This window comes from Nocardia caishijiensis NBRC 108228 (assembly GCF_001612825.1).
In the GTDB taxonomy this organism is placed as follows: domain Bacteria; phylum Actinomycetota; class Actinomycetes; order Mycobacteriales; family Mycobacteriaceae; genus Nocardia; species Nocardia caishijiensis.
The window spans coordinates 47,840-73,166 of record NZ_BDBE01000029.1; the positions used below are offsets into that span (position 1 = coordinate 47,840).

At 67.6% G+C, this 25,327-nt stretch carries 22 protein-coding genes; 6 read left to right on the forward strand and 16 right to left on the reverse strand.

Features of this window, described 5'->3' with window-relative positions:
• Positions 1–19 precede the first annotated feature (19 nt).
• From NC7_RS11825 to eccCa, 3 genes are all read right to left on the reverse strand, one after another.
• Positions 20–343 (reverse strand): WXG100 family type VII secretion target, encoded by a 324-nt coding sequence (locus NC7_RS11825; RefSeq protein ID WP_157101947.1) that lies wholly within the window; start codon positions 341–343, stop codon positions 20–22.
• A gap of 295 nt (positions 344–638) precedes the next feature.
• Positions 639–2,087 (reverse strand): type VII secretion-associated protein, encoded by a 1,449-nt coding sequence (locus NC7_RS11830; RefSeq protein ID WP_067982012.1) that lies wholly within the window; start codon positions 2,085–2,087, stop codon positions 639–641.
• Positions 2,084–6,121 (reverse strand): type VII secretion protein EccCa, encoded by a 4,038-nt coding sequence (gene eccCa, locus NC7_RS11835; RefSeq protein ID WP_067982015.1) that lies wholly within the window; start codon positions 6,119–6,121, stop codon positions 2,084–2,086. Before eccCa ends, NC7_RS11830 begins: the two co-directional genes overlap by 4 nt.
• Before the next feature lie 185 nt (positions 6,122–6,306).
• Between eccCa and eccD the strand changes: the two genes are divergently transcribed.
• Positions 6,307–7,773, forward strand: coding sequence for a type VII secretion integral membrane protein EccD (gene eccD / locus NC7_RS11840; protein WP_067982019.1), 1,467 nt, complete (start codon positions 6,307–6,309; stop codon positions 7,771–7,773).
• A gap of 146 nt (positions 7,774–7,919) precedes the next feature.
• Complete coding sequence (locus NC7_RS11845; protein ID WP_067982022.1) at positions 7,920–8,672, forward strand: potassium channel family protein; 753 nt, start codon at positions 7,920–7,922, stop codon at positions 8,670–8,672.
• Here NC7_RS11845 and eccB read toward each other — a convergent pair.
• Positions 8,669–10,147, reverse strand: a complete 1,479-nt coding sequence (gene eccB, locus NC7_RS11850; protein WP_067982027.1) for a type VII secretion protein EccB — start codon at positions 10,145–10,147, stop codon at positions 8,669–8,671. The two genes, NC7_RS11845 and eccB, sit on opposite strands and share 4 nt — an antisense overlap.
• A 113-nt stretch (positions 10,148–10,260) precedes the next feature.
• Between eccB and eccE the strand changes: the two genes are divergently transcribed.
• A complete protein-coding gene (eccE, locus tag NC7_RS11855) occupies positions 10,261–11,910 on the forward strand; it encodes a type VII secretion protein EccE (RefSeq protein WP_067982029.1) in 1,650 nt (549 codons plus the stop codon).
• Here eccE and NC7_RS11860 read toward each other — a convergent pair.
• Positions 11,898–12,440: an NADPH-dependent FMN reductase gene (locus NC7_RS11860; protein ID WP_067982032.1), complete on the reverse strand. Its 543-nt coding sequence runs from the start codon at positions 12,438–12,440 to the stop codon at positions 11,898–11,900. The genes eccE and NC7_RS11860 overlap by 13 nt on opposite strands.
• 107 nt (positions 12,441–12,547) lie before the next feature.
• Here NC7_RS11860 and NC7_RS11865 point away from each other — a divergent pair, with 107 nt between their 5' ends.
• The gene (locus tag NC7_RS11865) at positions 12,548–13,558 is read left to right on the forward strand and encodes a GAF domain-containing protein (RefSeq protein ID WP_067982034.1); all 1,011 of its coding nucleotides are present in this window, start codon (positions 12,548–12,550) and stop codon (positions 13,556–13,558) included.
• Here NC7_RS11865 and NC7_RS11870 read toward each other — a convergent pair.
• Complete coding sequence (locus NC7_RS11870) at positions 13,535–14,353, reverse strand: S-methyl-5'-thioadenosine phosphorylase (RefSeq protein ID WP_067982037.1); 819 nt, start codon at positions 14,351–14,353, stop codon at positions 13,535–13,537. The two genes, NC7_RS11865 and NC7_RS11870, sit on opposite strands and share 24 nt — an antisense overlap.
• Positions 14,354–14,484: 131 nt before the next feature.
• Between NC7_RS11870 and NC7_RS11875 the strand changes: the two genes are divergently transcribed.
• Both NC7_RS11875 and NC7_RS11880 read left to right on the forward strand, forming a co-directional pair.
• Complete coding sequence (locus NC7_RS11875) at positions 14,485–14,820, forward strand: metal-sensitive transcriptional regulator (RefSeq protein WP_067982040.1); 336 nt, start codon at positions 14,485–14,487, stop codon at positions 14,818–14,820.
• Positions 14,821–14,964: 144 nt separating this feature from the next.
• Positions 14,965–16,719 carry an acyl-CoA dehydrogenase family protein gene (locus NC7_RS11880; protein WP_067982044.1) on the forward strand — a complete coding sequence of 585 codons (1,755 nt, stop codon included), beginning with the start codon at positions 14,965–14,967 and terminating at the stop codon, positions 16,717–16,719.
• A 7-nt stretch (positions 16,720–16,726) separates the two neighbouring features.
• Here NC7_RS11880 and NC7_RS11885 read toward each other — a convergent pair whose 3' ends face one another.
• The 10 genes from NC7_RS11885 to rpsM all read right to left on the reverse strand — a co-directional run bounded on the left by NC7_RS11885 (position 16,727) and on the right by rpsM (position 25,198).
• Positions 16,727–17,977 (reverse strand): cytochrome P450 family protein, encoded by a 1,251-nt coding sequence (locus NC7_RS11885; protein ID WP_067982047.1) that lies wholly within the window; start codon positions 17,975–17,977, stop codon positions 16,727–16,729.
• A 99-nt stretch (positions 17,978–18,076) separates the two neighbouring features.
• Positions 18,077–19,078 (reverse strand): AraC family transcriptional regulator, encoded by a 1,002-nt coding sequence (locus NC7_RS11890; protein ID WP_067982050.1) that lies wholly within the window; start codon positions 19,076–19,078, stop codon positions 18,077–18,079.
• Positions 19,060–20,019 carry an AraC family transcriptional regulator gene (locus tag NC7_RS11895; RefSeq protein WP_067982052.1) on the reverse strand — a complete coding sequence of 320 codons (960 nt, stop codon included), beginning with the start codon at positions 20,017–20,019 and terminating at the stop codon, positions 19,060–19,062. The genes NC7_RS11890 and NC7_RS11895 overlap by 19 nt, the downstream gene beginning before the upstream one ends.
• A gap of 2 nt (positions 20,020–20,021) precedes the next feature.
• The gene (locus NC7_RS11900) at positions 20,022–20,981 is read right to left on the reverse strand and encodes an AraC family transcriptional regulator (RefSeq protein ID WP_067982058.1); all 960 of its coding nucleotides are present in this window, start codon (positions 20,979–20,981) and stop codon (positions 20,022–20,024) included.
• Between the two features lie 129 nt (positions 20,982–21,110).
• Positions 21,111–21,956 carry a tRNA pseudouridine(38-40) synthase TruA gene (gene truA, locus NC7_RS11905; protein ID WP_067982061.1) on the reverse strand — a complete coding sequence of 282 codons (846 nt, stop codon included), beginning with the start codon at positions 21,954–21,956 and terminating at the stop codon, positions 21,111–21,113.
• Positions 21,957–22,041: 85 nt separating this feature from the next.
• Positions 22,042–22,548, reverse strand: coding sequence for a 50S ribosomal protein L17 (rplQ, locus tag NC7_RS11910; RefSeq protein WP_067982064.1), 507 nt, complete (start codon positions 22,546–22,548; stop codon positions 22,042–22,044).
• Positions 22,549–22,627: 79 nt separating this feature from the next.
• Positions 22,628–23,686, reverse strand: a complete 1,059-nt coding sequence (locus NC7_RS11915) for a DNA-directed RNA polymerase subunit alpha (protein ID WP_022567324.1) — start codon at positions 23,684–23,686, stop codon at positions 22,628–22,630.
• Positions 23,687–23,776: 90 nt separating this feature from the next.
• A complete protein-coding gene (gene rpsD / locus NC7_RS11920) occupies positions 23,777–24,382 on the reverse strand; it encodes a 30S ribosomal protein S4 (RefSeq protein ID WP_067982067.1) in 606 nt (201 codons plus the stop codon).
• A gap of 21 nt (positions 24,383–24,403) precedes the next feature.
• On the reverse strand, positions 24,404–24,817 hold the full coding sequence (gene rpsK / locus NC7_RS11925) for a 30S ribosomal protein S11 (protein ID WP_019045110.1): 414 nt from the start codon (positions 24,815–24,817) through the stop codon (positions 24,404–24,406).
• A gap of 9 nt (positions 24,818–24,826) precedes the next feature.
• Entirely contained in the window at positions 24,827–25,198 is a 372-nt protein-coding gene (gene rpsM / locus NC7_RS11930; RefSeq protein WP_019045109.1) for a 30S ribosomal protein S13, read from the reverse strand.
• Positions 25,199–25,327 lie beyond the last annotated feature (129 nt).

The following is a 25,327-nucleotide window of genomic DNA, read 5'->3' on the forward strand; positions in this document are numbered from 1 at the left end:
AGCTGTGGTTTAGGGGCGATCAGATCGGGGGCAGGCTCAACGAGCTACCTGCGGCCGCGACCCTCGCCTCAGATGCCTCATCGTTCGCAGCGAGCTGCGTGGAGCTGTCCTTCAACAGGCCCGACGCTTCCATCAGGAGAGTCTGCTGACGCTGAGCCTTCTCCTGGTACCGAGTCATGAGGTTGACAAAAGCCTTCGCCGCGAGGCCATCCCACAGCGAGGGAACCAGCGAAGCCACTTCGTCGTCGATGTTGCCGATCGCGGCCTGCAGCGTGGCGTGTACCTCTTCGAAGTTCTTCGACTGACTATCGATGCCTACGGCATCAACGAGTACTTCACCCATTTTCAACTCCTCGTGTTCCCGTGTCGGCGCGATCTGCACCTTCTACTGACTTAGACGTTGCTCGTACCGAGTTGGTTCCATCGGATTTGCAAGGATCTCGATCCGGGTGCGGCCGCTGGCCGACCTACCGTTCTGACCGGTCACCGACTACAGCGGGCTGACCAGAAGTCGACGGAGATTCCCCACGAAGCCTAGATTAGTCCCCTTCCCCCATCCGCCCCCGCTCCTCGGATACCGAGCTTCGCAGTGGAGAATACCGAACTTGCACCGGCAGCGCCAGCAGGTGCGGCCTCCGCTACTGCTGCACCCGGAGTGCCCCGACTACCTGCTCGCAGGCCGGTAGCACCCCTTCCCAACCTCCTTGCCCGTACTGGCAGCCCACGCTCACCTGCACTCCGCGTTCGACCAAGACCTGCCAACGCACGGTTGAACCGTCCGCGGGACGCTCCTCGTAGGAGAGGCCGGGACGCCCGGCGAAGACGACGTCACGGCGTATTTCCGAGACCGTCCCGGCGGGCTTCTTCTTGATCAGAGCCTCCAGGTCGGCAGCGACTTCGTCGTAGCCCGCCCCTGCCGTGAGAGCTTCCTGGATGACTGTGATGCGTTGGCGGGGGCCGGAACCGGGGGTCAGATCGGCGCGGGTGGGGTCGGTGGCCGGAGTGCGGTGCCAGCCGACCGGGATCATCAGTTCGACGCGGCCGAGCTGTTCGGTCACGGGCGTGGGCGCTTTCGTCGTCGTGGTGGGCCGGGGCGGGGCCTGCGGCGACGAGCTGACGACGGTCGTGGTGGTGGGGCCGCTGGCGGCGGCTTGTTGATCGGTGGAGCCGCCGAGAAAGAAGAAGCCACCGATCGATGCGGCTGCGATGACGGCGGCCAGGGCCGCGGCGCCGAGGTACAGGGGGCGCCGGTCCACTGGGTTGGTGGCGGCGGCTCTGGCGCGCAGGGGTTGCATCCACTCGGCGGCGGGGTCGGGTGGGATGCGGGGTGTGTAGGTGGGGCCGGTCGGGATCGGGCGGGCGAGGTCGGCTCCCGTCAAGTGACTCAACGGAACCTTTGCGCCACATATCCTTTCGACCGCCTCGGCCACCGCGTCGCGGACCGATGGGCCGGTGGCGCCGACGACCTGCACCACGTCGACGGGCCGGTCGGCGAGCAATCTCGTGAGCAGCTCGTCGAGCCGGTGACGGCCTTCGTCGGAATCCAGTTCCGCGGCAGCGAGGTTCGGTTCGGCGTCGACGGCCTCGACGTGGGTGCCGTTCACGTCGTAACCCACGGTGGCGGCGGTGGTCGACAGCAGGCCGAACTCGATCACGGCGGTGCGGCGGCTACGGCGGGCCGCCGGGTCGACGGCGGAGGCGTGCACAGCGCACGACTCGAACACCACCTCGTGTGCGAATTGTCCTGCGGCAGCGGCGAACAGGTCGAGGGTGCGTTGACCCCACGCCGTCGGGTGCACGACGACGAAACGCTCGCACGCGGCCGGGATCCGCAGGGCGTCGACGATGGCGGCGAGCACGGCCGACAATCCTTGCACCGCCGAGGGCATGCGTGGCGGCAGGGCGATCCGGTCGCAGGTCAGGTACTGCACCGCCGACACCACCTGGGTGGGTGGGGTCAGCGGCTCCCCGACGACCAGGTCGGAATTGTTGCTGCCCAACACGATCGACGGAACGACATCCCAGTGGGTGGTGTCGCCACGCGCCCACACCTTGGCTTCGCTGACAACCAGCTCGACGACGGTCATTCCGGCTGCGGCATCCAGGCGGTCTGGATCAGCCCCTCGCCGTTCCGGGTGACGAACATGCCCCGGCCCGGCGGCTTGAGGCTCGGCCGAGTCGTACCGGCCAGGACGCCTTCGTCGCGGCTGCAGCTCATGATGAGCGCGGACGAGCCGAGGTCCTTCATGCGCGCCAGCGTCGCCTCGTACATGGCGCGGCCCGCACCACCGGAACGCCGGGCGATGATGAGGTGGAAGCCGAGGTCGCGGGCGTGCGGCAGGTGCTCGACCAGCGCCGAGACGGGGTTGCCCTGTGACGTGGCGACCAGATCGTAGTCGTCGACGATCACATACAGTTGCGGCCCGCTCCACCAGGAGCGCTCACGCAACTGCTGCGGCGTGACCTCGGGTCCCGGGGTCCGTTTGGCGACATAAGAGGCCAGGTCCCTCATGTTCTGGGTGAACTGCGGTGCGGTGGAACCGTATCCGGCCTGGTAGCCCTCGGGGATCAGGCCGAGCATCGTGCGACGGTAGTCGCCGACGATGAAGCGGGCCTCGTTCGGTGAGTTGGCCGCGGCGATGCCGTCGATGATCGAGCGCAGCAGCGTCGTCTTACCCGACTCGGAATCGCCGATGATGATGAAGTGCGGGCTCTCGGCGAAGTCGATGAACACCGGGGCGAGCTCGGCCTCGTTGATACCGATCGGGATCCGCGTGCACTTGGTGTTGCGCTCGACCCGAGACGGCCAATCGCCTGCCAGGTACAGCAGCTGTTCACGCGGCAGCTGCTCGGGCAGCATCCGCACCTGGGGAGCGGGGCGGCCCGGAGTCATCCGGCCGATCGTCTCCACCGCGGCGGCGACCGCCTGGCCGAGGTTCGCCGGATCGGCGGAACCGTCGATGCGCGGCAGCGCGGTGAGCATGTGCAGGCACTCGGCAGTCATGCCGCGACCCGAACGGCCCTGAGGCACAAGGGAAGCGAACTTGCGGCCGAGGTCGGAATCCATCGGGTCGCCGAGGCGGAGCTCGATGCGGGTACCGATCTGGTCCTTGAGCGCGGGACGGGCCTCGGCCCAGCGGTTCAGCGCGATCACCACGTGCACGCCGTAGGACAGGCCCTGCACGGCGATGTTCATGATGGGCTGCTCGAGGGCGTCGAAGTCCTGGCGGATCGAGCCGAAGCCGTCGATCACCAGGAAGACATCGCCGAACGGGTCTTCGTGCGCACCCGCGGCCGCAGGACTCGACGACGGGTCGACGGAACGCAGACGGCGGAACTCGACCATCGACTCGATACCGAGCTGCCGGAACCGCGCCTCGCGTGTGCGGATGATGGTCGTCATCTCGGAAATCGTGCGCCGCACCAGGTTCTCGTCGAGGCGGCTGGCGACCGAACCCACGTGCGGCAGCCCGGCCAGACCCGTCAGCGTGCCACCACCGAAGTCGAGGCAGTAGAACTGCACCTGCTCTGCGGTGTGAGTGAGCGACATCGCCATGATCATCGAACGCAGCGCGGTCGACTTACCCGATTGCGGACCACCGACGACGGCCACGTTGCCGCGCGAACCCGACAGGTCGACGACGAACGGGTCGCGACGCTGGTCGTACGGGCGGTCGACGATGCCCATCGGCGCGCGCAGTGTGGCGACGGCGGAGTATTCGCCGGTGAGGATCGACCTCGGGATCAGCTGATCCAGGGTCGGCGCCTCGTCCAGCGGCGGCAACCAGATCTCGTGGGCCGGTCGCCCGTGACCCTGGATGCGGGAGACGAGCATGTTCAGATTCGACATCTGGTCGTTCTCGTCGCCCGTCGGCTCCGGCTCGTAGGACGCCTCCACCGGCAGTGGTACGCGGTCAGATGTGCGGAAGTCGACGTGGGTGGCGCTGAACGGGCGAGCGTTGACGTCGATCTCGCCGCCGACGATGCCCGCGCTGGTGACCTCGCGCTGCGAACCACCGCCCACGTACGTGCCGGAGACGTAGGAAGCCTGGAAGCGCTGGATCTCGCCGGAGTCGGCCTTGAGGTAACCACCACCGGGCGAGTTGGGCAGGTTGTAGGCGTCGGGGACGCCGAGGACCTGACGGGACTCGTTGGCGGAGAAGGTTTTCAGGCCGATGCGATAGGACAGGTGCGACTCGAGGCCCTTGAGCTTGCCCTCTTCCAGACGCTGGGAGGCGAGCAGCAGATGCACGTGCAGCGAGCGGCCGAGGCGGCCGATCATCACGAACAGTTCCGCGAAGTCGGGGTGCTGGGTGAGGAGCTCGGAGAACTCGTCGAGCACGACGAACAGGGCGGGCAGCGGGTCGAGGTCGGCGCCCGCGGCACGGGCCTTCTCGTACTCGGAGACGTTGGCGAAGTTGCCCGCCTGCCGCAGGACTTCCTGGCGGCGGTTCATCTCGCCTGCCAGGGCGTCTTTCATACGGTCGACGAGGTCGGCCTCGTCTTCGAGGTTGGTGATGACGGCGGCGACGTGCGGAACACCGTCGAGGCCGAGGAAGGTGGCACCACCCTTGAAGTCGACCAGGACGAGGTTGAGCTGGTCGGGGGAATGGGTGGCGAGCAGGCTGAGCACGAGGGTGCGCAGGAATTCGGACTTACCGGAACCGGTGGCGCCGATGCAGAGGCCGTGCGGGCCCATGCCGTTCTCGGCGGCTTCCTTGATGTCGAGTTCCACGGGGGCACCGTCGGCGCCGAGACCGAAGGGCACGCGCAGACGTTCGCGGCCGTAGCGGGGGCGCCACGCGCTGGCGGGGTTGAAATTGCCGATGTCGCCGAGATTCATCAGCTGCGCCCAGGTGGTGATGGCCTCGGACTCGTCGGTCTCCACATCGCTGCTGCGCTGGGTGGCGGCGCGGTAGGGGGCGAGGCGGCGGGCGGCCTGCTGCGCCTGCTCGGCGCTGACGCGGTCGATGGTGGCGAAGCGTTCCTGATTGCCGGTGGCACCTCGGCCGAGGCATTCCCCGTTCTCGACCACCATCTTGATGCCGCGCGAAACAGCCAGGCGCGGTGCGTAATTGCACAGGTCGATGATGGTGACACCCTCGAAACCGGATTCGCGCAGCTGATCGTCCTCGGCTTCGAGCAGACCGCCGTCGACCACGATCACCACGTGCACCATGTTCGGGTTGTTCGGCTGGTTACGCGAGTAGCGCACCCGGTTGCCGAGCAGCGGGTGCAGGCCCGACATCGCCTCGCGGATGGAGCCGTAGAACATGCGCTGGGTGCCGACGCCGTCGGTCACCTCGGGGTGCTGGGTGTGCGGCAGCCACTTGGTCCATTCCCATTCCCGGGCGGTGTCGGGGCCACACACGACCGCGACCAGCACCTGGTCGGGAGCCTGGAACATGCACAGCTGCAACAACATCGCGCGCGTCATGTCGCGGGCCTGGGCGCGGTCACCGTCGAGGGCGATGGTGCCGAAACCCTTCACGGCGATGGCCGTCGGCAGGTCGGGGACGGTGGAATGCGCGCGGACGAAACGGCGGAGGGAGACGGCCGCGATCGGTTCGAGTTCTTCGACGGGCCCGGTCTCGGGGGCGACGAGGCGGGTCGCGAGGCGCTGGCCGCCCAGACCGATGCGGGCGTGGCAGAAGTCCTTGTCGCCGGAGCGGCGTTCCCACATGCGGCTGGTACCGGCGAGCATCCAGATCAGACCGGGTTCGGGGTGACTCCACTCGACGGCGGCGCGTTGCTGCGTGGCGGTCTCGTCGACGTCCTTGCGGACCTGATCGAGGTAGCGCAAGTAGTCTTTACGGTCTTCGTTGGCCTCGGCGGCCTTGGCGCCCTTGCCGTTTCCCTGGCCGAACATGGTGACCATCGACATGATCATCATCAGCGGGAACATCATCGACATCGGGTTGCGCATCATGTCGCCACCCTGGGTGAACATCAGCGCCATCATGCCGACCATGCCGACCACCATGACCACCGGCATCAGCTTCATCAGCAGATTGCCGGGCGTGATGCGGGGGATCTCGGGCGGCGGCTGCAGGGTGACTTCGCCACCGGGCGTGCGCGGCATCTCGCGCCGCGCACGGCGCTGGAACCGGACTGTGCTCATGGTCGAAGACTCCCCCTGCTTGACTACTCGCTTGTCTGTCCTCGCGACGGGCTCAGTGTAGAGGTCGCGGCCGACATGTCGTATGGTTCGTCAGGCATTCTGCTGTCCGAACGGTGGGTTCCGCAAACTGTCGGCCGCTGACCGGTCGAGCGGAAACGCGAGGTAGAGACGGAGTTGGGGGAGTTTTGACGCACGCGCGACTCGATCATGTGGAAGAAGATTCCGCGCGCGGAATCGTTCGCGCACCCGACCTTGCCCGGGTGACGATTCTGGCCAAGCACACGCAGGTCGACATGGCGATCCCGGTGGACGTTCCGGTCGCGCTGGTCATCCCAAGCGTGGTCGACATGGTCGCCGCGCACAGCCGCTCCAACGACTTCGACAACGACGGCGAACGCTACGAACCCGCCGAATGGGTGCTTGCCCGCATCGGCCACCCGCCCTTCTCCAACTCGCTGAGCCTCGGCGAACACGGCGTGCGCGACGGTGAGCTGCTGATGCTCGAAAGCGCCTCGCACACCGCGCCGACACCGCTGTTCGACGACATCATGTACAACGTCGCGATCGCCGACGCCGAGCACTACCGCAGCTGGACACCCAAGACCGCGCGCATCACCGGTTCGGTACTGGCCGCACTGACGATGCTGGTCGGCTGCTTCGGCCTGCTCGCCGCCCCCGACGGCGTGCCGTTCTGGGTGAGCGGATCGCTGGCCCTGTTCGTCGCGGTGCTGTGCGTGATCGCCGGAACCGTGCTCAGCCGCATGTACGGCGACACCTCCGCCGCGCTCGTCCTCGGCGGGTGTGCCCTGCCGACCGCGTTCACCGGCGGCATGATGCTGGTGCCCGATCATTACGGGTGGGCGAACCTACTGCTCGGCGCCGCCCTGTTCGGCGCGACAGCGGTGCTCGCGTGGCGGGTGACCGGGGTGGGTCTCGCGCTGTTCATCGGCGCCGCGGCGGTGTCGGTGTTCGTCGTGCCCGCCGCTCTGGTCGGCCTGCTCACCGATCAGCCGGTGAAGGCCATCGGCGCGGTTGTCGCGGCGCTGGCGCTGGCGGGTCTTTCCCTCGCCCCGCGTGTTTCGATGCTGCTGGCCAAGTTGCCGCTGCCGCCGGTCCCCTCCCCCGGCACCCCGATCGACCCCACCGAGGACGATCCGGACGACCACCGCGCCCTGCCGACGCTCGACAACCTGCGCGCCCGTTCGGAGCGGGCACGCAACTACCTCGCCGGTCTGGTGAGCGCGACCACGCTGGTCACCGTCGTCGGCGCGCTGTTGGCGACCGATCCGTCCGCCGACGACCCGTACTGGCCGGGCATCGCGTTGGCGCTGGTGTCGGCCGTGGTGCTGATGTTCCGCAGCCGCACCTACGCGGGCGCCGAGCAGGCCGTCGTGCTGATCGCGGGTGGTTCGGCGATCGTGCTGCTCATGCTGATCGGTGTCGCGGTCGGGATGGAACAGCCGCTAATCGTGTTCGGCGCCGCGCTGGTGATCCTGGTCGCCGCGCTGGTCATCGGCCTGATCATGCCCAACCAGTCCGCCACCCCACCGATGCGCCGGGCCGCGGAACTCATCGAGTACGGCTTCGTAGCCGCGGTGCTGCCGCTGGTGTTCTGGGTGGCCGATCTCTACTCACTGGTGCGCGCTCTCTAGCCTCCGCGTGGACGGGGCTGCCTCCCAACGGGATTCGGCCGGTGGGGTGGGCAGCCCCTTTTTCATAGCCCGAGCGCTGTCGTCGGCGGCCGTTCGGGCGCGCTACTGTCCTGCTCAGACGGTGTAACCCAGCGAGGCAGGTAGCGATGACAACGACGACCGAGCGCCCGCTCACCCGGCGGCAACGCTGGGAGCGGCGCACCAACCTGCCGCTGATGCTGCTCGCGATCGCGTTCCTGGTCGTCTACGCCTGGCGGGTGCTCGACACCCAGGCCTCCCCCACGCTCGACGTCACGCTCATCTGGGCCGATATCGCGATCTGGGCGGCGTTCGCGGTCGATTTCGCGGTGCGACTCCACCTTTCGACCGACCGTGGCCGTTTCGTCCGCAAACATCCACTCGACCTGCTGGTCGTGCTGGTTCCGCCGTTCCGGCCGCTGCGACTGCTCCGCGTGGCGCTGCTGTTGCTCGACAGTCTCAACCGCGCGACCAAACCGCGCACCCGGCTGATGACGTTCGTCGGGACGAGCTCGCTGCTCATCCTGCTGCTGTGCAGCCTGGCGTTCTTCGACGCCGAGTACGGTGCGCCCGACAGCAAGATCAAGTCCTTCGCCGACGCGCTGTGGTGGTCGGCGGTCTCGGTGACCACCGTCGGCTACGGCGACGTCTACCCCGTGACCACCGAGGGCCGCCTGGTGTCGCTGGTGCTGATGACACTGGGCATCGGCCTGATCTCCTTCGCCATCGGCACCATGACCAGCTGGGTGGTCGAACAGCTCAAAACCGTCGACGAGGCCGCCGACCGCACCGAACGCACCCTCGCCGAACTGGTCGAGGAGGTGCGTTCGCTGCGCGCCGAGGTGGCCGAACTGTCCGGCAACCGGAAAACGGGCGGCTAGTTCACCTGTGCCACTGGCTGTTTCGCGGGCGAGGGATCGGGTGACACGCCGTCGTGGGCGACCATCGCGTCTTCGCGACCGAGGCTCGGACCACCGGCGAGCAAGCCGATGATCGGCCAGGGCGCGGGTTCGGCGGTGACGTTCTCGAGGCCGAGCGCCTTCACCGCTTCGGCGTTCTTGATACCGAAGCGCACGCCGGTATCCGCGATGTAGAACAGGCTGTCCTTGCGACGGCTGTCGGGCTCGATGCCGGTCGACTGCGCGTAGACGCCCACGCTCGGCGGGATGTACACGGAGTCGGCGTTCGGCCCCACACCGTCGGCCTGGGCCAGGTCGACGAGCTTGGCCTTGGCCGGGATCGGCATGTCGACACCGGTGAGCAGGGTGAGTTCGGCGCGGGCGGTGCTGTCGTCGTTGTCGGTGGCACCGGCGACCGGCTGCCAGGAGATGCAGCTGACCGGCTGGTCCTTGGCGGTGATGAGGGTCGGACGTTCGGCCGGGTAGTTCTGTACCTTCAAGGTCTGCACCTGCGGCGCGAACGTACGGTCGGTCGACTGGATCGTGGTGCCCTGCATGATCGTCGGATAGAAGTTGCGGATGATCTGGGCGGTGAGCGCCGAGATCGCCTGCAAGCCGTCCTGGAGTACGACGTAGTTCTGATTGGCCTCGTTGAACACCTGCACCACGTCGCCGATCTTGTGGTTGCTGACGTTGTAGGGCGGCGTGCCGCCCGGGTTGTCGATGACCGGTGTGATGATCGGCAGCACTTCGGGAATCGCGTTGAGCAAGCCCTCGCTGATCGGGCGCGGAGTCACCCCGCCGAGGCCGAGCGCCTGGGTCACAGCGGGGTCGTCCATCTTCACGCGGGCCCGCTTGCCGTCGTAGATCAGGTACGTGGCGTCCTTGCCCTTGACGAGCATCGCCTTCCCCGACTCCACCTTGGACGCCTTGTCCCCCAGCTCGGGCGAACCGGCGAGCACCGAGGTGGTGAGGTCGGTACTGCCGTCGGCCTTGAGCCGATCGCACACCGACCACGGCCTGCCGTTGCCGTTCTTGTCGTACTGGATGGACGTGGGGGCGCCGGGGATACCGACGAGCTGACCGCGCGGCTTCTTGCTCAGCTCGGATTCCTTGACGATCACCGCCTTGGCCGCCTCACCGGCCGCGAGACGGGCCGAGGCGAGGTTGAGCGCGGGGTGTACGACGTTGTCGATCACCACGTAGACGCCGCCGGATTCCTTGCCGATCAGGATCTTGTTGTCACCGATCTTGTCCTGCGGTTTGAACAGCGCGAGCACCCCACAACCGGCGAGGACGACGATGCCGAGCACCAGTCCCACCACGTAGGCACGGGTTTGGGCACGCATCGGATCGTGCAGCATGCGCACGTCGCGGCGCACAAGGGCGTGCTCCATCCGCCGCACCAGGAAGCGGTAACCGCTGACCTGCCAGCGAGTAGTGGGTTTTGAAGGCATGGTTCCTCCCCCGAACAGTGCTCTTGTCCGGCCAACACAGTACAGTTCCCGGCAGCACTTGTTCGCATTCGGCCATCGGTCGATCGGTAATCGGGTACTTGGGGGAGGAACGAATGGCCGACTTCACCGGTGCGGGTCCGCGTCCGCTGTTCGGTCGGATTTCGCTGCCGCATCTGCTCATCGCGCAGGTCGTCGGCCTGATCGCCGGGCTCGTCGCGCTGGTGTGCGGACTCGGCGCGCTGCCGTCGCTCGGCGTGGCGGTGGTGGTCGCCCTCGTTCCGCTGATCCCGATCGGCAAGCGGACGATCCTCGACTGGATCACCACCCTGCGCGGCTACGCGAGCAAGCGAGATTACACCCTCGGCGACACCGTGGATTTCCGTGGCGCCGACGGCCGTTCGCTCGGTCTGTACTGGGACGGCAGCCGGGTGGTCACCGTGGTCGAGGTGTTGCCACCCAAGGGCGGGCTCACCCGGATCGCGCGCACCACCGTGCACGCCTCTCATCTGCTGCCGCTGCCCGAACTCGCCGCCTGCCTCAACCAGCACGACATCCTGCTCAGCGGCATCGACATCATCAGCCACGGCCACCGCAGCCGCTCCGGCACACCCGCGGGCGCGATCTACGAGTCGCTGCTCGGCCCGCTGCCCGCCACCGCGCACCGCACGGTGTGGCTGGCGATCAGCTTCGACGCGGTGCGGTGCCCCGACGCGGCGGCCCGGCGCGGCGGCGGCACCGAGGGCGCCTCGCGCGCGGTCACCATCGCCACCCAGCGCATCATGCGCACCCTGGAAGACGCCGACTGCCACGCCCGTATCCTCACCGCCCCGGAGATCCGAAAAGCCGTGCAGCAGATCACGGTCGGGCTCGATCCGCGTACCCTCACCCAGCGCTGGAAGTACGCCGAGATCGGCAACGCGGTCAATATCGGTAGCGCGGTCGACCCCGCACAGCTCGGCTCCGACCTGCTCGCCCAGCTGTGGGTCGCGCCGTCGCGCGGCACGACCGTCGCCGTGCGGTTGCGTCCGGGAAGCGACGCCGAATCGGTGAGCGTGGGCGCGGCCTGGCGCCTGACCGCCCGCGAACTGCCCGAGAAGGCCAAGACCAAGGGCATGATCTCGATGAACGGCCGCCACCGCGACGCGCTGCTCGCGCACCTGCCGATCGCGGTGCCAGGCGTCGACGACACGGTGCCGACCACCGAGTACCCGATCGACGTCATCGGCGCGCTGCACCTGCCCTCGGCCGGTTGCGGGCAGCTGCTCGGTTCCGACGAGGAGGGCAACGGTGTCGCGGCCCGCATCATCGGTGCCGGTATCTCCACCGTGTATGTCGCCGGTGAGCTGTACCTGGCCCAGCAGTTGGTGTTCCGGGCGCTCGCCGTGGGTGAGCGGGTCCTGATCCGCACCGATCGCGCCCAGGCCTGGGAGCAGCTGGTGACCACCGTCGGCAACCCGGAACGGTTGACCATCGCGGTCGAAACACACCAGTCCGACGCGGGATTCACCGCGACCATCGTCGACGGTGTGCTCGCGCCCGCACCGCACGCCGGTGTCACCACGATCTACCTCACCGCCGACCCCAACGGCTGGCCCGCCTCGCGCCCCGATCTCGAGATCTACCAGCCGGGCGCGGTCGGGAACCGCGTGGTGCTGCGGACCGGGACCACCAGGGTGAACCTCACCCTGGTCTCCATCCCGCGCGAGTCGACCTACATCGGCCAGCCGCGTGGTCAGCGGGCGATGGCGCCTCAGCCCGGGTAGCTAGCCCGAGCTCCCCGCAGAACCGTTCCCCACCAGGCCAATTGGCGAAGCATGCGCTCGCGGGCATCCACCGCCGCACCGTCGGCGGGGTCGAAGTGGCGTTTGGCCTGGGCGAAGCTCACCGATTCGCGGACCGAGACCATGTGCAGTTCGGCGACGACCTGCCGCAGCTGCTCGACCGCGCGCAAACCGCCCGACAGCCCGCCGTAGGAGACGAACCCGACGGGTTTGGCTCGCCATTCGTGTTTGGCGCTGTCGAGCGCGGCCTTGAGCGAGGCCGGATAGCCGTGGTTGTACTCGGAGGTGACGACGACGAAGGCATCGGCGGCGCCGAGCCGTTCCCGGAACGCCGCGACCTGTGGTGTCTCGGTGAGTTCGGTCGGCATCGGGTGATCGATCAGATCCAACACCCCCACCTCGAATTCCGGCCGGTCGGCCAGCGCCCCGAGGAACCAGTCGGCCACCACCGGCGCGAACCGTCCGGGCCGGGTGCTGGCGACGACGACCTCCAACCGCAGTGGTTCTTCCATACCCCGAGCCTATCGATGCTGCCCCGGCGCGGATGCGAGCGGGCGGATCGGGCACGATGGTCACCGTTCGTTCATGTTCCGGCGACGTGTGACGAAGGGGGCCGCCTGTGAATCTCGATCGCTGGCAGCTGGTGGAAACGTTGGGGGAACCGCCCACCTGGTCGATGCTCACCTCGGGGACGACCCCGCGCGAGTGGACGTCCTATGAGCGGGCGATCTCGGCGCAGTTGCGGCCGTTGGTCGTGGCTGCCCACGAGTCGGGTCGTCCGGTCGACAAGCTGCTGCCGAAATCGCGGAAGCCGTGGTCGGAGCATCATTTTCGCGCGGTGCCCGTCCTCTGGCCCGGCGCCGCACCGCACGCGGTGAAGGTGTGGATCGGCGAGCGGACACCCACCGAGGAACTCGGCGTCTCGCCCTTCCGCATCAATGCGCGGACCCGGCGGGTGCACAGCAGGCCCGACGGCCTCGGCCCGCATTTCGGGACCGAACCGAGGGAATACCGCGGTGCCGAGCCGTACCAGCTGGTGGAACGCTTCGACACCGCGCTCGATCTCGTTGCGGCCCTGAACCGTTCGGAGCCGGGCAGCCGCTGGTCGGGTATCGCGACGATACGTTCCGAGACCGGGCCTCGGTCGCTGCTGATCGCCACGCGCAACGAGACCGACGATCGGTTCCAGTGGCGTGGCGTGTCGATCGACGTCACCGACAGCGTTGCGCCACAGCCCAAATCGCTCGAGGCGACCACACTCGAATTGCTGCGGGAAACCCAGCCGGGGCTGTACCTGGCCGTCATCGACACGGCGCAGGCCCGGCCGGTGCGGTGGGTGAGCGAGCCGCTGCCCGGGCTGCGCTGGCGCGGAGTCGACGACCGCGACATTCCGCACCCCGAGGACCGGGTCAGGATCCTCGAGGTGCGCGAGCGGATTCTGCGAGGGGCACGCAGCGCGGTACTGCCCGGCCTGCGGCTGGCCACCGAGTCCGGCGGCTGGCTGGTGGCCGACGTCGAGGTGTCGCCCTTGCCCGGCGCGCCGGGCGACGGCGCGCCGCTGTTCGTCCTGGCCCAGGTGCGGCTCGCACCGGCGCAAGAGCGGGACTCAGGGCAGTTCGAAGGGCAGTGACACCCCGGCGTGCACCTGGCAGCGTTCGCAGGTGTCGGTACCGTCGACGGCCGCGACCGCGCGGCGCATGAGCTCCTTGAACGGGCCGAGGTTCTTCTTGAACTCCGCGAACACGTCGACCGCGTGCACGCCCTGACCCTCTTCCAGGCCCGCGTCGAGGTCGGTGACGAGAGCGACCGCGGAGTAGCACATTTCGAGTTCCCGAGCCAGCACGGCTTCGGGATGACCGGTCATGTTGACCAGGTCCCAGCCCTGTCCGGCGAACCAGCGGCTCTCGGCCCTGGTGGAGAACCGAGGCCCCTGCACCACGACCATGGTGCCGGACGGTTCGACGCGCAGATGCCCCGCGCCCTCCCCGGCCGCCTTGACCGCCGCGGCGCGCAGATCGTCGCAGTACGGGTCGGCGAAGGAGACGTGGATGCCGCCGCCGTCGAAGTAGGTCTGCGGGCGACCCGAGGTGCGGTCGACGAGCTGATCCGGCACCGCGACCGTCCCCGGCCCCCAGTCGGCGCGCAGGCTCCCGACCGCGCAGGGTGCGAACACCCGGCGCACACCGAGCGAGCGCAGCGCCCACATGTTGGCCTGGTAGGGCAGGGTGTGCGGGGCGTATTCGTGCTGCTTGCCGTGGCGCGGCAGGAAGGCGACGGGACGGCCTTCCACCTCGCCGATGGCGACCGGGGCACTCGGCGTGCCGTACGGTGTGTCGACGTCGACGTGCACCGCGTCGTTGTCGAAGAAGTCATAGAAACCGCTGCCGCCGATGACGGCGAGGGCGGGCCGGGGATGCGAACTCATGCCCCTGATTCTCCCGTTCGGCCGGGTCGCGCCGAGCACCGGGACCACATCTGACAATTCCGCCGCGAAACTGTACCCTAGGGGGGTATAAGCCCGTGCACTCGCGGGCACGACGGAAGAGGAGACCACCGGTGACCACACCCACCCCCGACACCGCGCCCGCCGACGACCACGCCGGTCACCACGGCCACGGCTACATCACCGCCAAGGACGACTACCTCAAGCGCCTGCGCCGCATCGAGGGCCAGGCGCGCGGCCTGCAACGCATGGTCGAGGAGGAGAAGTACTGCATCGACATCCTCACCCAAGTCTCGGCGATGACCAAGGCACTGCAGGCCGTCGCGATGGGTCTGCTCGAAGACCACATCAGCCACTGTGTCGTCGACGCGGCCGTCGCGGGCGGCCCGGAAGCCGAGGCGAAGATCAAGGAGGCCACCGACGCCATCGCGCGCCTCGTCCGATCCTGAGCACCGCGCCCACCTGCCCTCATCGTTGTGAAGTCGCGATTCGCAGAATTGGCGTAATCCGCTGTGCAACAATGCATTTTCGGTATTCAGGGGCGCCGGGAGTCTGTTCGTCGTGGCGCCCACACGAGAGCAGGATCGATGACGATGGCGCACAGCAAATTGGCAGACACCCCTCTTTCAGCACTTCTCCGGCACGGCGAGCAAGATTTCCAGGACCGCTTGCAGCAACTCCTGATCGACCCGGACTACGCCATCACCGTGCACCAGGGCCAAGCACAGCGACGCGAGAACGCCTACGCCCAGCTGCGCGACCTGGTGAAGGAACTCGGCCGGGCCAGCGACGTCGCGACGAACCTCCCCCAGCTGTTCGCCCTGTTCGACTGGTCCGCCGTGCTGGCCACCGACCTGATCCCGCTCATCTCGGGCCATTTCAACCTGGCGTCGGGTTCGCTGTCCACCCTCACCGACACCGATTCGGCGGCGCCGTACCTGCACGACCTCGACGATGCCACCGCCATCGGTGTCATGCTGCTGACCGAGTACGGCTGCGGCTCCAACATCGGCTTCATGCAGACCACGGCGACCTGGGAAGACGGCGGCTTCGTCATCAACACCCCGAACCCGAGGGCCCGCAAGTTCATGCCGAGCGTCGGGATTCCGGTCTCCCGCGTGTGCGTGGTCGGTGCCCGGTTCATCGACTCGGCGGGTGTCGATCAGGGCGTGCACCTGTTCACCGCGCGGCTGCGGGTGGCCGACGGGTCGGCGGCGCCGGGTGTCTCGATCACCCAGCTCGACCGGCAACCGCTGGTCATCATGGACAACTCGGTCATCAGCTTCGACAACCTGCGCGTCGATCGCAGCGCCTGGCTCGGCGGGAACCTGGCGACCATCGACGACAACGGTGTCCTCACCTGGAACGACGAGGACAGCCAGCGACGCTCGTTCGCGTCGGCGATCAGCCAGCTGACGGTGGGTCGCCTGGCGCTGGCGTCGTGTTTGAACGCGACGGCCCGCGCGTCGCTCTACATCGCGCTGAAATACGCCGTGAAGCGGACAGTCCCGTTGACACCGGCCCACACCACCGTCATGGCCGACATCCCGCACGTGCGGGACACTCTGCTCACCGATCTGGCGGGCACGGTCGCACGGACGATCTTCGGCAACGCGATCAAGACCTCGCTCGCCAACAGCGACCTCACCGATCGCGACACTGTGGTTTCGGTGATGCTGGCCAAGCACTTCATCCAGCTGCACGCCCTGGACACGGTGACGCACTGCCGGATCAAGATGGGTGCGCAGGGCATGTTCAGTGCCAACCGGGTGGCCGACTACATCGGTGTCTGCCACGCGGCCATCACCGGCGAGGGCGACTGCCACGTGCTCGGCTCGGTCGCCGGTCGCGTTCTGGCCAGGCACCTCGCGGGCAAGGTACCGCCGCAGGCGGGTCTGCACGATCCGACCGTCACCACCGACCGGCTCGGCCTGTTCACCGCGCGCACGCTCACGATCGTGCAGGAGGCCCAGCGACACCTGGAGACCCCGGACCTGGCCGACCGGCTGGCGGTCATCCCGGAGGCCCTCGAGCTCGCCGAGGCCTACAGCGCCGAAGAGGCGTTGCAGTTGCTGCACCGCTACGAGCACATTCCCGAGATCGCCGCGGTGCGTGACGTGTTCGCGCTGCACTACCTCGACCAGAACGCCGCGTGGTACCTCACTCGTGGGTACCTCGACGTCGCCGCCGTGGACAACGTGAAGCAGGAGCTCCGGGCAGCCATCGACACGCTGGCCGACAACCTGCCCGCGCTGCTGGAATCGTTCGGCCTCGATGACGAGATCCTCGGCGCACCGGTGCTTTTCGACGACCTACCCGGCGCGTGGGATGCCCGCATCAACGGCTGACATGCCGTTACAGCGACAGCGGTGCCGTTCGTGGGAACACGACCGGCAACGCTGACAGCGCCCGGTGGAATGGTCCAGGACGCCACACCAGATCGTCCTGGGCCACACCGAGCTTCAGCTCCGGCAGCACATCGAAGAGCTGGTCGATGACGTCCTGCGCCAGGAGCACGCCGTACGGCCGTGCGTGCGCGGGGCAGGCGTGCTCACCGGCGCTGAAGGCCAGATTCCAGCCGTTGCCGAGGAAGTCGCCGGTATTGATCGTGGGGTCGGTGTTGCAGGCGGCCATGCTGATGATGACCGGCTGCTGTGCGGGCAGCAGCACGCCGTCGATCGGCACCGACTGACGCGGGTAGGTGATGCAGTAGTTCGCCATCGGCGGGTCGGTGGCCAGCCGCTCGTCGATCGCCATCTTGGTCGACAGCGGCATCGCGTTGCCCTCACCGGTGAAGCGGGGGTCGGTCAGCATCAGCAACAGGGTGTTGGCGATCAGGTTCATCGGCGGTTCCACGCCCGCCGCGAACATCAGCACCAGTTGGTGCACCATCTCGTCGTCGGTGAGCCGCGCCGGGTGCTGGACGAGCCGGGTGGTGATGTCGTCGCCCGGCTGCGACCGCTTGAGAGCGGTGAGGTCGAGCAGCGCGTTGGTCATGATCGCGTTCACCTTGTCGGTGTCCACGCCGTCGAACATCGCGGCATTGGCCCTGGCGACCTCCGCGCCGATCTCGGGCGGGCAGCCGAGGAATTCGCACAGCACCGAGAAGACCATCGGGAAGATGTACTGGTGCAACACATCCGCGTGCCCGTCGGTGCAGAACGAGTTGATGATCGGGATGGCTGATCGCTCCACGCTCGCGCGCATCACATTGAGGTCCATCCCGGCCAGCGCGTCGTTCACGGCGTCGCGGTAGCGGGTGTGTCCTTTGCCCGTGGTGCGCAGCGCGTTGGGCCGGTACTCGATCATCGGCATGATCGGGATATCACGGGGCACGGTCGCCTGCCAGGCCCTCGGGTCGGCGGAGAAGTTGGCTGGGTCGTTGAGAATCCGCACCGCGGTGCTGAAACGGATCACCAGCGTCGCGGGTACGCCCGGCCACAGCTCGACCGGCACGAGCGATTCGTACTCGTCACGCATGCGGCGGTAGGCACCGTGCGGGTCCGCCGCGAACGCCTCGTCGTAGAGCGGAATCCGGTGCTCCGGCGCCCCCGAGGACACCGGCGAGTTGCGGATGGCACCCTGATTCGTGTCCTGCGGATTCACAATAGCTCCCTGAAATCGACTGCGGCGCAATGGTAGTCCAGACGGACCGCTCGACTCGTAACCGGCCAGAGTCTACCAGCGCGTATGAAGCCGCGCCCGTCAGTTCTCGAGTTGTCCGCACGATCGCCGAAATTGCCCCGGCGACATCGCGACCACCTCGTGAAACGCCCGGTAGAACTGCCGCTCGGAAGCGAACCCCACCTCGAACGCCACCCCAGCCACCGGCCTGGCGGTGTTGCCCGCCAACAGCTTCTGCGCCTGCCGCACCCGCAGTCCGCGCAGTGTCGTGCCGAAGCTCTCACCGGCACCGTCGAAGACGCGGAACAGTGTCCGTCGCGACAGGTGACAGGCCGCCGCCACCTCGTCCGCACCAAGCGCCGGGTCCGCGAAGTTCTTCCGCAGGTAGGCCATGACCTTTTCGCGTCGAAGTGCGTCGACCGACGACGCCGCACGCGTCGACCCGGCCGCGAGCAGCACCGCCGAGCCAAGCAGATCGAGCGCGCTGCGCCCGAGGATCCCGACCTGATCAGGTGCGCGTTCGCGTACCCGGGCGAGGTTCCCGAAATAGGTCGCCACGACGCCGACGGCACTGTCGCCGTCGAACGCGGTGACCGTCGGAACCGCGCCTCGCCCCAGGCCCGCCCGGTCGCGCAGCAGGTCGGTGCGCACCCTGATCAACACCTGCTCGAACATCGTGGCGCGAGGTGAACGGTCGATCCACAAGGACGGCGCGACGCTGTCGATGAAGGTCATCTGGCCCGGCCGCAGGGTGACCGAACGACCACCCTGGGTCAGGCAGGTGTGGCCGGAGAGCTGGACGACGGCAACCGAATACTCCTCGGTGTCGCGAGCCGCGTGCGATCTGGTGCGCCGGAACTGCTGATTGCTGCCGACGAAGCTGGACAACCAGAAGTCGGCGGCGCCCGGTAGCGGGCTGGTACTCAACCGACCGAAGGCGGGTGCGTCACGCAGCGGCTCGAGGTTCAGCGGAAACGATGTGCGCGCCCACCGTGCCCGCCACTGCTCGAACTCGGGGCTGCGTGGTGTCGGTGCCGCGAACTGGAAGGCGACCGGTTCGTAGGTCATGTCGGCGGCAGGCATCGGTGGCGGTATTCACCTGGTGTCGTTCCGGTTTCGTGGTGGAAGACGCGGTAGAACTGGCGTTCGGAGGCGAACCCCGAGGCGAATGCCACCGCGGCGGCCGGGAGGTGGTTGTTGTCGGCGAGCAGGTGGGTCGCGTGCCGCAGGCGCTCGCCCGGCATGCCGAAGAGGCGGTACAGGGTGCGGCGGGAGATGTGGCAGGCCGCGGCGATGTCGTCGGCGGTGAGCTCGGGATCGGTGTAGTTGTCGCGGAGGAACGCCATGACGTGTTCCCGACGCAGTGTGTCGGCGGGGGTGTCGACCGGGCGTCGACCCGCGGTCAGCAACACGGCGGAGGCGATCAGACCGAGCGCGTTGCGCGCGAGCACGGCGGCCGCCACCGGGTCCTTGCGCTGCACCACCGCCAGGTCGCGGAAGAAGCGCGCCACCGCCCCGGCCGCGCTCGCAGCGGGCACGGTCACCGCGGTCGGCAGCACCAATTGCCCGAGCCCGGGCTCGGCGCGCAACAGGTCCATCGGCACCTGCACAACGACCTGTTCGAAGGCCGACCCGCCCGTCCAGTGATCGGAACCGTTGGTCCAGTGGTAGGGCGCCGACGTGTCGAAGAAGACCATGTTGCCCGAGGTGATCTGCGCGACCCGGCCGCCCTGGTTCATCACCAGATCGCCCATGATGTGAATGCTGACCAGCAGATACGCCTCGGAACGGGCGACATGGGTCGGCGAGTGCCGGAACGTCTGGTAACTACCGGCCATGCTCGCCAGGGTGAAGTCGGAGCGGCCGGGCAACGAGGTCGATGTCACCCGCCCGTAGAACGGCAGCTCGGGATGGACGTCACAGGCGACGGGCGCGTAGTTCTGCGACAGCAACGCTTCCCATTCCTCGCGCGCGCCACCGCGCGGTGTCGAGGAGAACTCGAGCGTCATCGGTTCGATCGACATAGTCAGCCGCCCTCGCGGTATTCGCCCGGTGTCAGGCCGGTTTCCTGGGCGAACACACGGTAGAAAGTCCGTTCCGACGCGAACCCCGATTCGAAGGCGATCGCGGCGCAGGAGCGAGAAGGGTGGGCGAGCAGCAGGCGCTTGGCGTGGTCGAGGCGCAGCCCGCGCAGGGTGGCGTTGAGAGTTCGGCCCGGCCCGCCGAAGAGGCGGAACAGGGTCCGCCGGGAGATGTGGCAGGCGGCCGCGATGTCGCCAGCGGTGAGATCGGAAACGGTGTGGTTGTGCCGTAGGAAGGTCATGACCCGCTCGCGGCTGAGGGCGTCGGAGTTGATGTCGACCGGGACGATGCCCGCGGTCAGCAACACCGCCGAGGCCAGTAGATCGAGCGCGCTCGCGGCCAGCACCTCAGCCTGCGCCGGTGCTCGTTCGCGGATCCGGGCGAGATCGCGGAAGTAGGTGGCCACGACGCCTGCCGGACTGTCCGATTCGATGGCGACGGCGGCGGGGATCGACACTCCGCTCAGGCCCGGGCGTTGCCGCAGCGTCCCTGCGGGAATTCGGACCAGCACCTGCTTGTAAGCGACGGCGTCGTCCCAGAGCGACGGCAGCGAGGCGTCGAGGATCGTCATCTGCCCGGGTTTGAGCAGCACGGAGCGGTCGCTCTGGGTGAGTCGAGCTTCACCCGCTACCTGGATGCTCACGAGCAAGTACTCCTCGGCGGCCCGGGCCACATGGGTCTTGGTACGAAGGTACCGGTGGTTTCGGCCGGTGAGGACGGTGAGGGAGAAGTCGGTGGCACCCGGTAGCGCCCCACTGCTCACCTTGCCGAAAACGGGCCCGTCACAGATCGGGGTGAAGGCGAGCGGGAAGTAGGTCTGTTCCATCAGCGCGGCCCACTGGTCGACTTCCGCGCCGCGTGCGTACGGCGTCGAGAATTCGACCATCGCGGGTCCGTTCACCATGGGTTGCCTCCGGCAGGTGCATGATCGCCTCTACGGCTCCACCCAAGAATAGCCCGGCTCAGTCACCAGCTGCGCGGATCGGCAACCGCACGACCAGCGAAAACCCCACTGTGCAACCCTCTTTCAGGGTCAGTCGCCGCAGCACCCACCGGCCACGGGAACAGTCCTCGTCTCACGGGTCTGGGCATTGCGCGCCGCCAGGTCGGCATCGGCGGGATAGTCCACGGCGATCAGGCTCAACCCGTGCGCGGGCGCGACCGTCACCGAACTCGAGCGTTCCGTTTCCGACAGCAGCGCCGCGACCCATTCCGGGGTCCGGCGTCCCTCGCCGACGGCGAGCACCGCACCCACCAGGCTGCGCACCATCGACCAGCAGAACGCGTCGGCGCTCACATACGCGGTGAGCAGGTCACCCTCGCGCACCCAGTCGAACCGCTGCAGTTCGCGCACCGTCGTCGCGCCCTCACGACGACGGCAGAAGGCGGCGAAGTTGTGCAATCCCAGCAGTTTCCGGGACGCGGCGCGCATGGCTTCGAGATCCACGCCCGGCTTACACGCCACGACACTGCGCGCGCGCAGCGGTTCGGCACCGTAGCGGGCGGTGGTGAGGCGGTAGGCGTAGTGACGGCGCATCGCTGAGAACCGGGCGTCGAATTCCGTTGGGGCCGAACGGATATCGGTGATGCGCACATCCTTGGGCAGGAAACGGGCCAGCCGGTGCATCAGTTTTTCGGCGTCGAATTCGGCGGTGGTGTCGAAGTGCGCCACCTGCCCTTCGGCGTGCACGCCCGCGTCGGTCCGCCCGGCGACGGTGAGCACGATCGGCTCACGAAACACCTTCGACAGCGACTCCTCCAGTACGCCCTGCACGGTGCGCAACCCCGGCTGACGGGCCCACCCGATGAAATCGGTGCCGTCATAACTGATTCCGAGCCGTACCCGGCTCGGAGACCGATCCTGACCGGTCTCGTCCATCGAACCCCTCACCTCTCGCGCACGGGCGAAAAGAACGAGCCCGCCACCCACACGGGGTGACGGGCTCGTCCAGGACTCCTGAGAATCAGGCGTCCTTCTTGTCCTCGGCGGCCTCGTCGGCGGCCGGAGCCTCGACGGCCTCGTCGGCCTTGGCTTCGGTGGCCTCGGCGGCGGGCGCCTCGGTCTTCTGCGAAGCGGCGACGCGACGGGCCCGGTCGGCCTCGTTGGTCACGGTCTTCTCGCGGACCAGCTCGATGACGGCCATCGGCGCGTTGTCACCCTTGCGCGGCAGCGCCTTGGTGATGCGGGTGTAGCCACCCTCGCGACCCTCGAACGAGGGACCGATCTCCGCGAACAGGGCGTGCACGACGTCCTTGTTGCGGATGACCTTCAGCACCTCGCGACGGTCGGCCAGGGTGCCACCCTTCGCCTTGGTGATGATCTTCTCGGCGTAGGGGCGCACCGCCTTGGCCTTGGCCTCGGTGGTCGTGATGCGACCGTGCTCGAAAAGCGCCGTGGCCAGATTGGCGAAGATCGCCTTCTGGTGCGACGCCGACCCGCCGAAGCGAGCACCCTTCTTGGGCTTGGGCATTGGATTCTCCTTGGGAAAGGTCTAATTGGTGAGCGCCACCGCAAGAGCGGAGCCTGCGGAGCGACCCACCAGCACTGACCTAGAGCTGTTCGGTCTCGGCGTAGTCCTGCTCGCCGCCGTCGGTGTCACTGAAGGTGCCGGAATCGCTCCAGGTGCCGGTGCTCGCGTCGTAACCCACCACGGAGGACGGGTCGAACGAAGCGGGCGAGTCCTTCAGCGAGAGGCCCAGCGCGTGCAGCTTGACCTTGACCTCGTCGATGGACTTCTGGCCGAAGTTGCGGATGTCCAGCAGGTCCGACTCGGTGCGGGCCACGAGCTCGCCCACCGTGTGCACACCCTCGCGCTTGAGGCAGTTGTAGGACCGGACGGTGAGGTCCAGGTCCTCGATCGGCAGCCCGAAGGAGGCGATGTGATCCGCCTCGGCCGGGCTGGGGCCGATCTCGATGCCCTCGGCTTCGACGTTGAGCTCACGGGCCAGCCCGAAGAGCTCGACCAGGGTCTTACCGGCCGAAGCCAGCGCGTCCCGGGCCGTGATGGAGTTCTTGGTCTCCACGTCGAGGATGAGACGGTCGAAGTCGGTGCGCTGCTCGACACGGGTGGCCTCGACCTTGTAGGTCACCTTGAGCACCGGGGAGTAGATCGAATCCACCGGGATCCGGCCGATTTCCGCACCGGTCGCCTTGTTCTGCACGGCGGGCACGTAACCGCGGCCCCGCTCGACGACGAGCTCGATCTCGAGCTTGCCCTTGTCGTTCAGGGTGGCGATGTGCATGTCCGGGTTGTGCACGACGACGCCCGCGGGCGGCACGATGTCACCGGCGGTGACGGTGCCCGGGCCCTGCTTGCGCACGTACATGGTGACCGGCTCGTCCTCTTCGGAGGACACGACCAGACCCTTGAGGTTCAGGATGATGTCGGTGACGTCTTCCTTCACACCGGGAACGGTGGTGAACTCGTGCAGGACACCGTCGATGCGGATGCTCGTGACCGCGGCCCCCGGGATGGAGGACAGCAGGGTACGACGCAGCGAGTTACCGAGGGTGTAACCGAAGCCCGGCTCGAGGGGTTCGATGGTGAACTTCGAGCGGTTCTCCGCCACAACCTCTTCGGTCAGTGTCGGACGCTGGGAAATCAGCATGAGGATCTACTTCCTGTCAGGGCGTCCGCTATTTGACGCCTAATCAGTGATTGCGGGGGCCGCCGTAGGAACGGCCCCCACCAAAAGCGCTTACTTCGAGTAGTACTCGACGATGAGCTGTTCCTGCAGCGGCACATCGATCTGGGCACGCTCGGGGAGCTGGTGCACCAGGATGCGCAGACGGCCGGGGACGACCTGCAGCCAACCCGGAACCTGACGGTCGCCGACGGTCTCACGCGCCACCTGGAACGGCAGGGTCGGCAGCGACTTCTCCTTGACATCGATGATGTCGTACTGGGAGACCTGGTAGCTGGGCACGTTCACCTTGACGCCGTTGACCAGGAAGTGGCCGTGGCTGACGAGCTGACGGGCCTGACGACGGGTACGAGCCAGACCGGCGCGGTACACGACGTTGTCCAGCCGCGACTCGAGCAGACGCAGCAGGTTGTCGCCGGTCTTGCCCTTGAGGCGGTTGGCCTCTTCGTAGTAGCGACGGAACTGCTTCTCCATGACGCCGTAGGAGAAGCGAGCCTTCTGCTTCTCCTGCAGCTGCATCAGGTACTCGGATTCCTTGATCCGCGCGCGGCCGTGCTGGCCGGGCGGGTAAGGACGACGCTCGAACGCCTGGTCGCCTCCGACGAGGTCGACGCGCAGACGACGCGACTTGCGGGTGATGGGGCCTGTATAACGAGCCATTTTTAGCTGTTTCCTTTCCCGCTAGACGCGACGACGCTTGGGCGGACGGCAGCCGTTGTGCGGCTGGGGGGTGACATCGGAGATCGAACCGACCTCGAGCCCCGCGGCCTGCAGCGAACGGATCGCGGTCTCGCGGCCCGAACCCGGGCCCTTCACGAACACGTCGACCTTCTTGACGCCGTTCTCCTGCGCCTTGCGGGCAGCGTTCTCGGCGGCGAGCTGCGCGGCGAACGGGGTGCTCTTACGCGAACCCTTGAAGCCGACGTGACCCGACGACGCCCACGAGATGACATTGCCCTCGGGGTCGGTGATCGAGACGATGGTGTTGTTGAACGTGCTCTTGATGTGCGCGTGGCCGTGCGGGATGTTCTTCTTATCCCGGCGACGCGACTTCTGAGTCTTCTTCGGGCCAGCGGCCCGGCTCTTCGGAGGCATACGCTATCCCTACTTCTTCTTGCCGGCGACGGTCTTCTTCGGACCCTTGCGCGTACGCGCGTTGGTCTTGGTGCGCTGACCACGAACGGGCAGGCCACGACGGTGGCGGATGCCCTGGTAGCAGCCGATCTCGATCTTGCGGCGAATATCGGCCTGAACCTCGCGGCGCAGGTCACCTTCGACCTTGAACTCCGACGCCTCGATGTAGTCGCGGAGCTTGGTCAGGTCGTCGTCGCTGAGATCCTTCGAGCGCAGGTCCGGGCTGACGCCGGTCTGAGCCAGGATCTCGGTGGCGCGGGTGCGCCCGATTCCGAAAATGTAGGTCAGCGCGATCTCCATGCGCTTTTCGCGCGGGAGATCGACGCCCATCAGACGTGCCATGTGGCAGGTTCCTTAATGGTTGCGGAGGTCTGCTCCCTGTCCGTCCCCCCGTCTTCGCAGGTGGGGGCACCGGCCTCCGTACCGGTGGTTGGCGCGCACACGTACGTACGCGCTGGAGCTGGGAGTTCT

Coding starts and splice junctions, on each gene's coding strand:
- NC7_RS11860 (WP_067982032.1), bottom strand. CDS start 12,440: ATGGAAGAACCACTGCGGTTGGAGGTCGTCGTCGCCAGCACCCGGCCC.
- NC7_RS11870 (WP_067982037.1), bottom strand. CDS start 14,353: ATGAGTTCGCATCCCCGGCCCGCCCTCGCCGTCATCGGCGGCAGCGGT.
- rpsK (WP_019045110.1), bottom strand. CDS start 24,817: ATGCCTCCGAAGAGCCGGGCCGCTGGCCCGAAGAAGACTCAGAAGTCG.
- NC7_RS11880 (WP_067982044.1), top strand. CDS start 14,965: ATGGCGCACAGCAAATTGGCAGACACCCCTCTTTCAGCACTTCTCCGG.
- NC7_RS11890 (WP_067982050.1), bottom strand. CDS start 19,078: ATGCCTGCCGCCGACATGACCTACGAACCGGTCGCCTTCCAGTTCGCG.
- rpsD (WP_067982067.1), bottom strand. CDS start 24,382: ATGGCTCGTTATACAGGCCCCATCACCCGCAAGTCGCGTCGTCTGCGC.
- NC7_RS11830 (WP_067982012.1), bottom strand. CDS start 2,087: ATGACCGTCGTCGAGCTGGTTGTCAGCGAAGCCAAGGTGTGGGCGCGT.
- eccCa (WP_067982015.1), bottom strand. CDS start 6,121: ATGAGCACAGTCCGGTTCCAGCGCCGTGCGCGGCGCGAGATGCCGCGC.
- truA (WP_067982061.1), bottom strand. CDS start 21,956: ATGGACGAGACCGGTCAGGATCGGTCTCCGAGCCGGGTACGGCTCGGA.
- rpsM (WP_019045109.1), bottom strand. CDS start 25,198: ATGGCACGTCTGATGGGCGTCGATCTCCCGCGCGAAAAGCGCATGGAG.
- NC7_RS11900 (WP_067982058.1), bottom strand. CDS start 20,981: ATGGTGAACGGACCCGCGATGGTCGAATTCTCGACGCCGTACGCACGC.
- NC7_RS11845 (WP_067982022.1), top strand. CDS start 7,920: ATGACAACGACGACCGAGCGCCCGCTCACCCGGCGGCAACGCTGGGAG.
- NC7_RS11915 (WP_022567324.1), bottom strand. CDS start 23,686: ATGCTGATTTCCCAGCGTCCGACACTGACCGAAGAGGTTGTGGCGGAG.
- rplQ (WP_067982064.1), bottom strand. CDS start 22,548: ATGCCCAAGCCCAAGAAGGGTGCTCGCTTCGGCGGGTCGGCGTCGCAC.
- eccB (WP_067982027.1), bottom strand. CDS start 10,147: ATGCCTTCAAAACCCACTACTCGCTGGCAGGTCAGCGGTTACCGCTTC.
- NC7_RS11825 (WP_157101947.1), bottom strand. CDS start 343: ATGGGTGAAGTACTCGTTGATGCCGTAGGCATCGATAGTCAGTCGAAG.
- NC7_RS11895 (WP_067982052.1), bottom strand. CDS start 20,019: ATGTCGATCGAACCGATGACGCTCGAGTTCTCCTCGACACCGCGCGGT.
- eccE (WP_067982029.1), top strand. CDS start 10,261: ATGGCCGACTTCACCGGTGCGGGTCCGCGTCCGCTGTTCGGTCGGATT.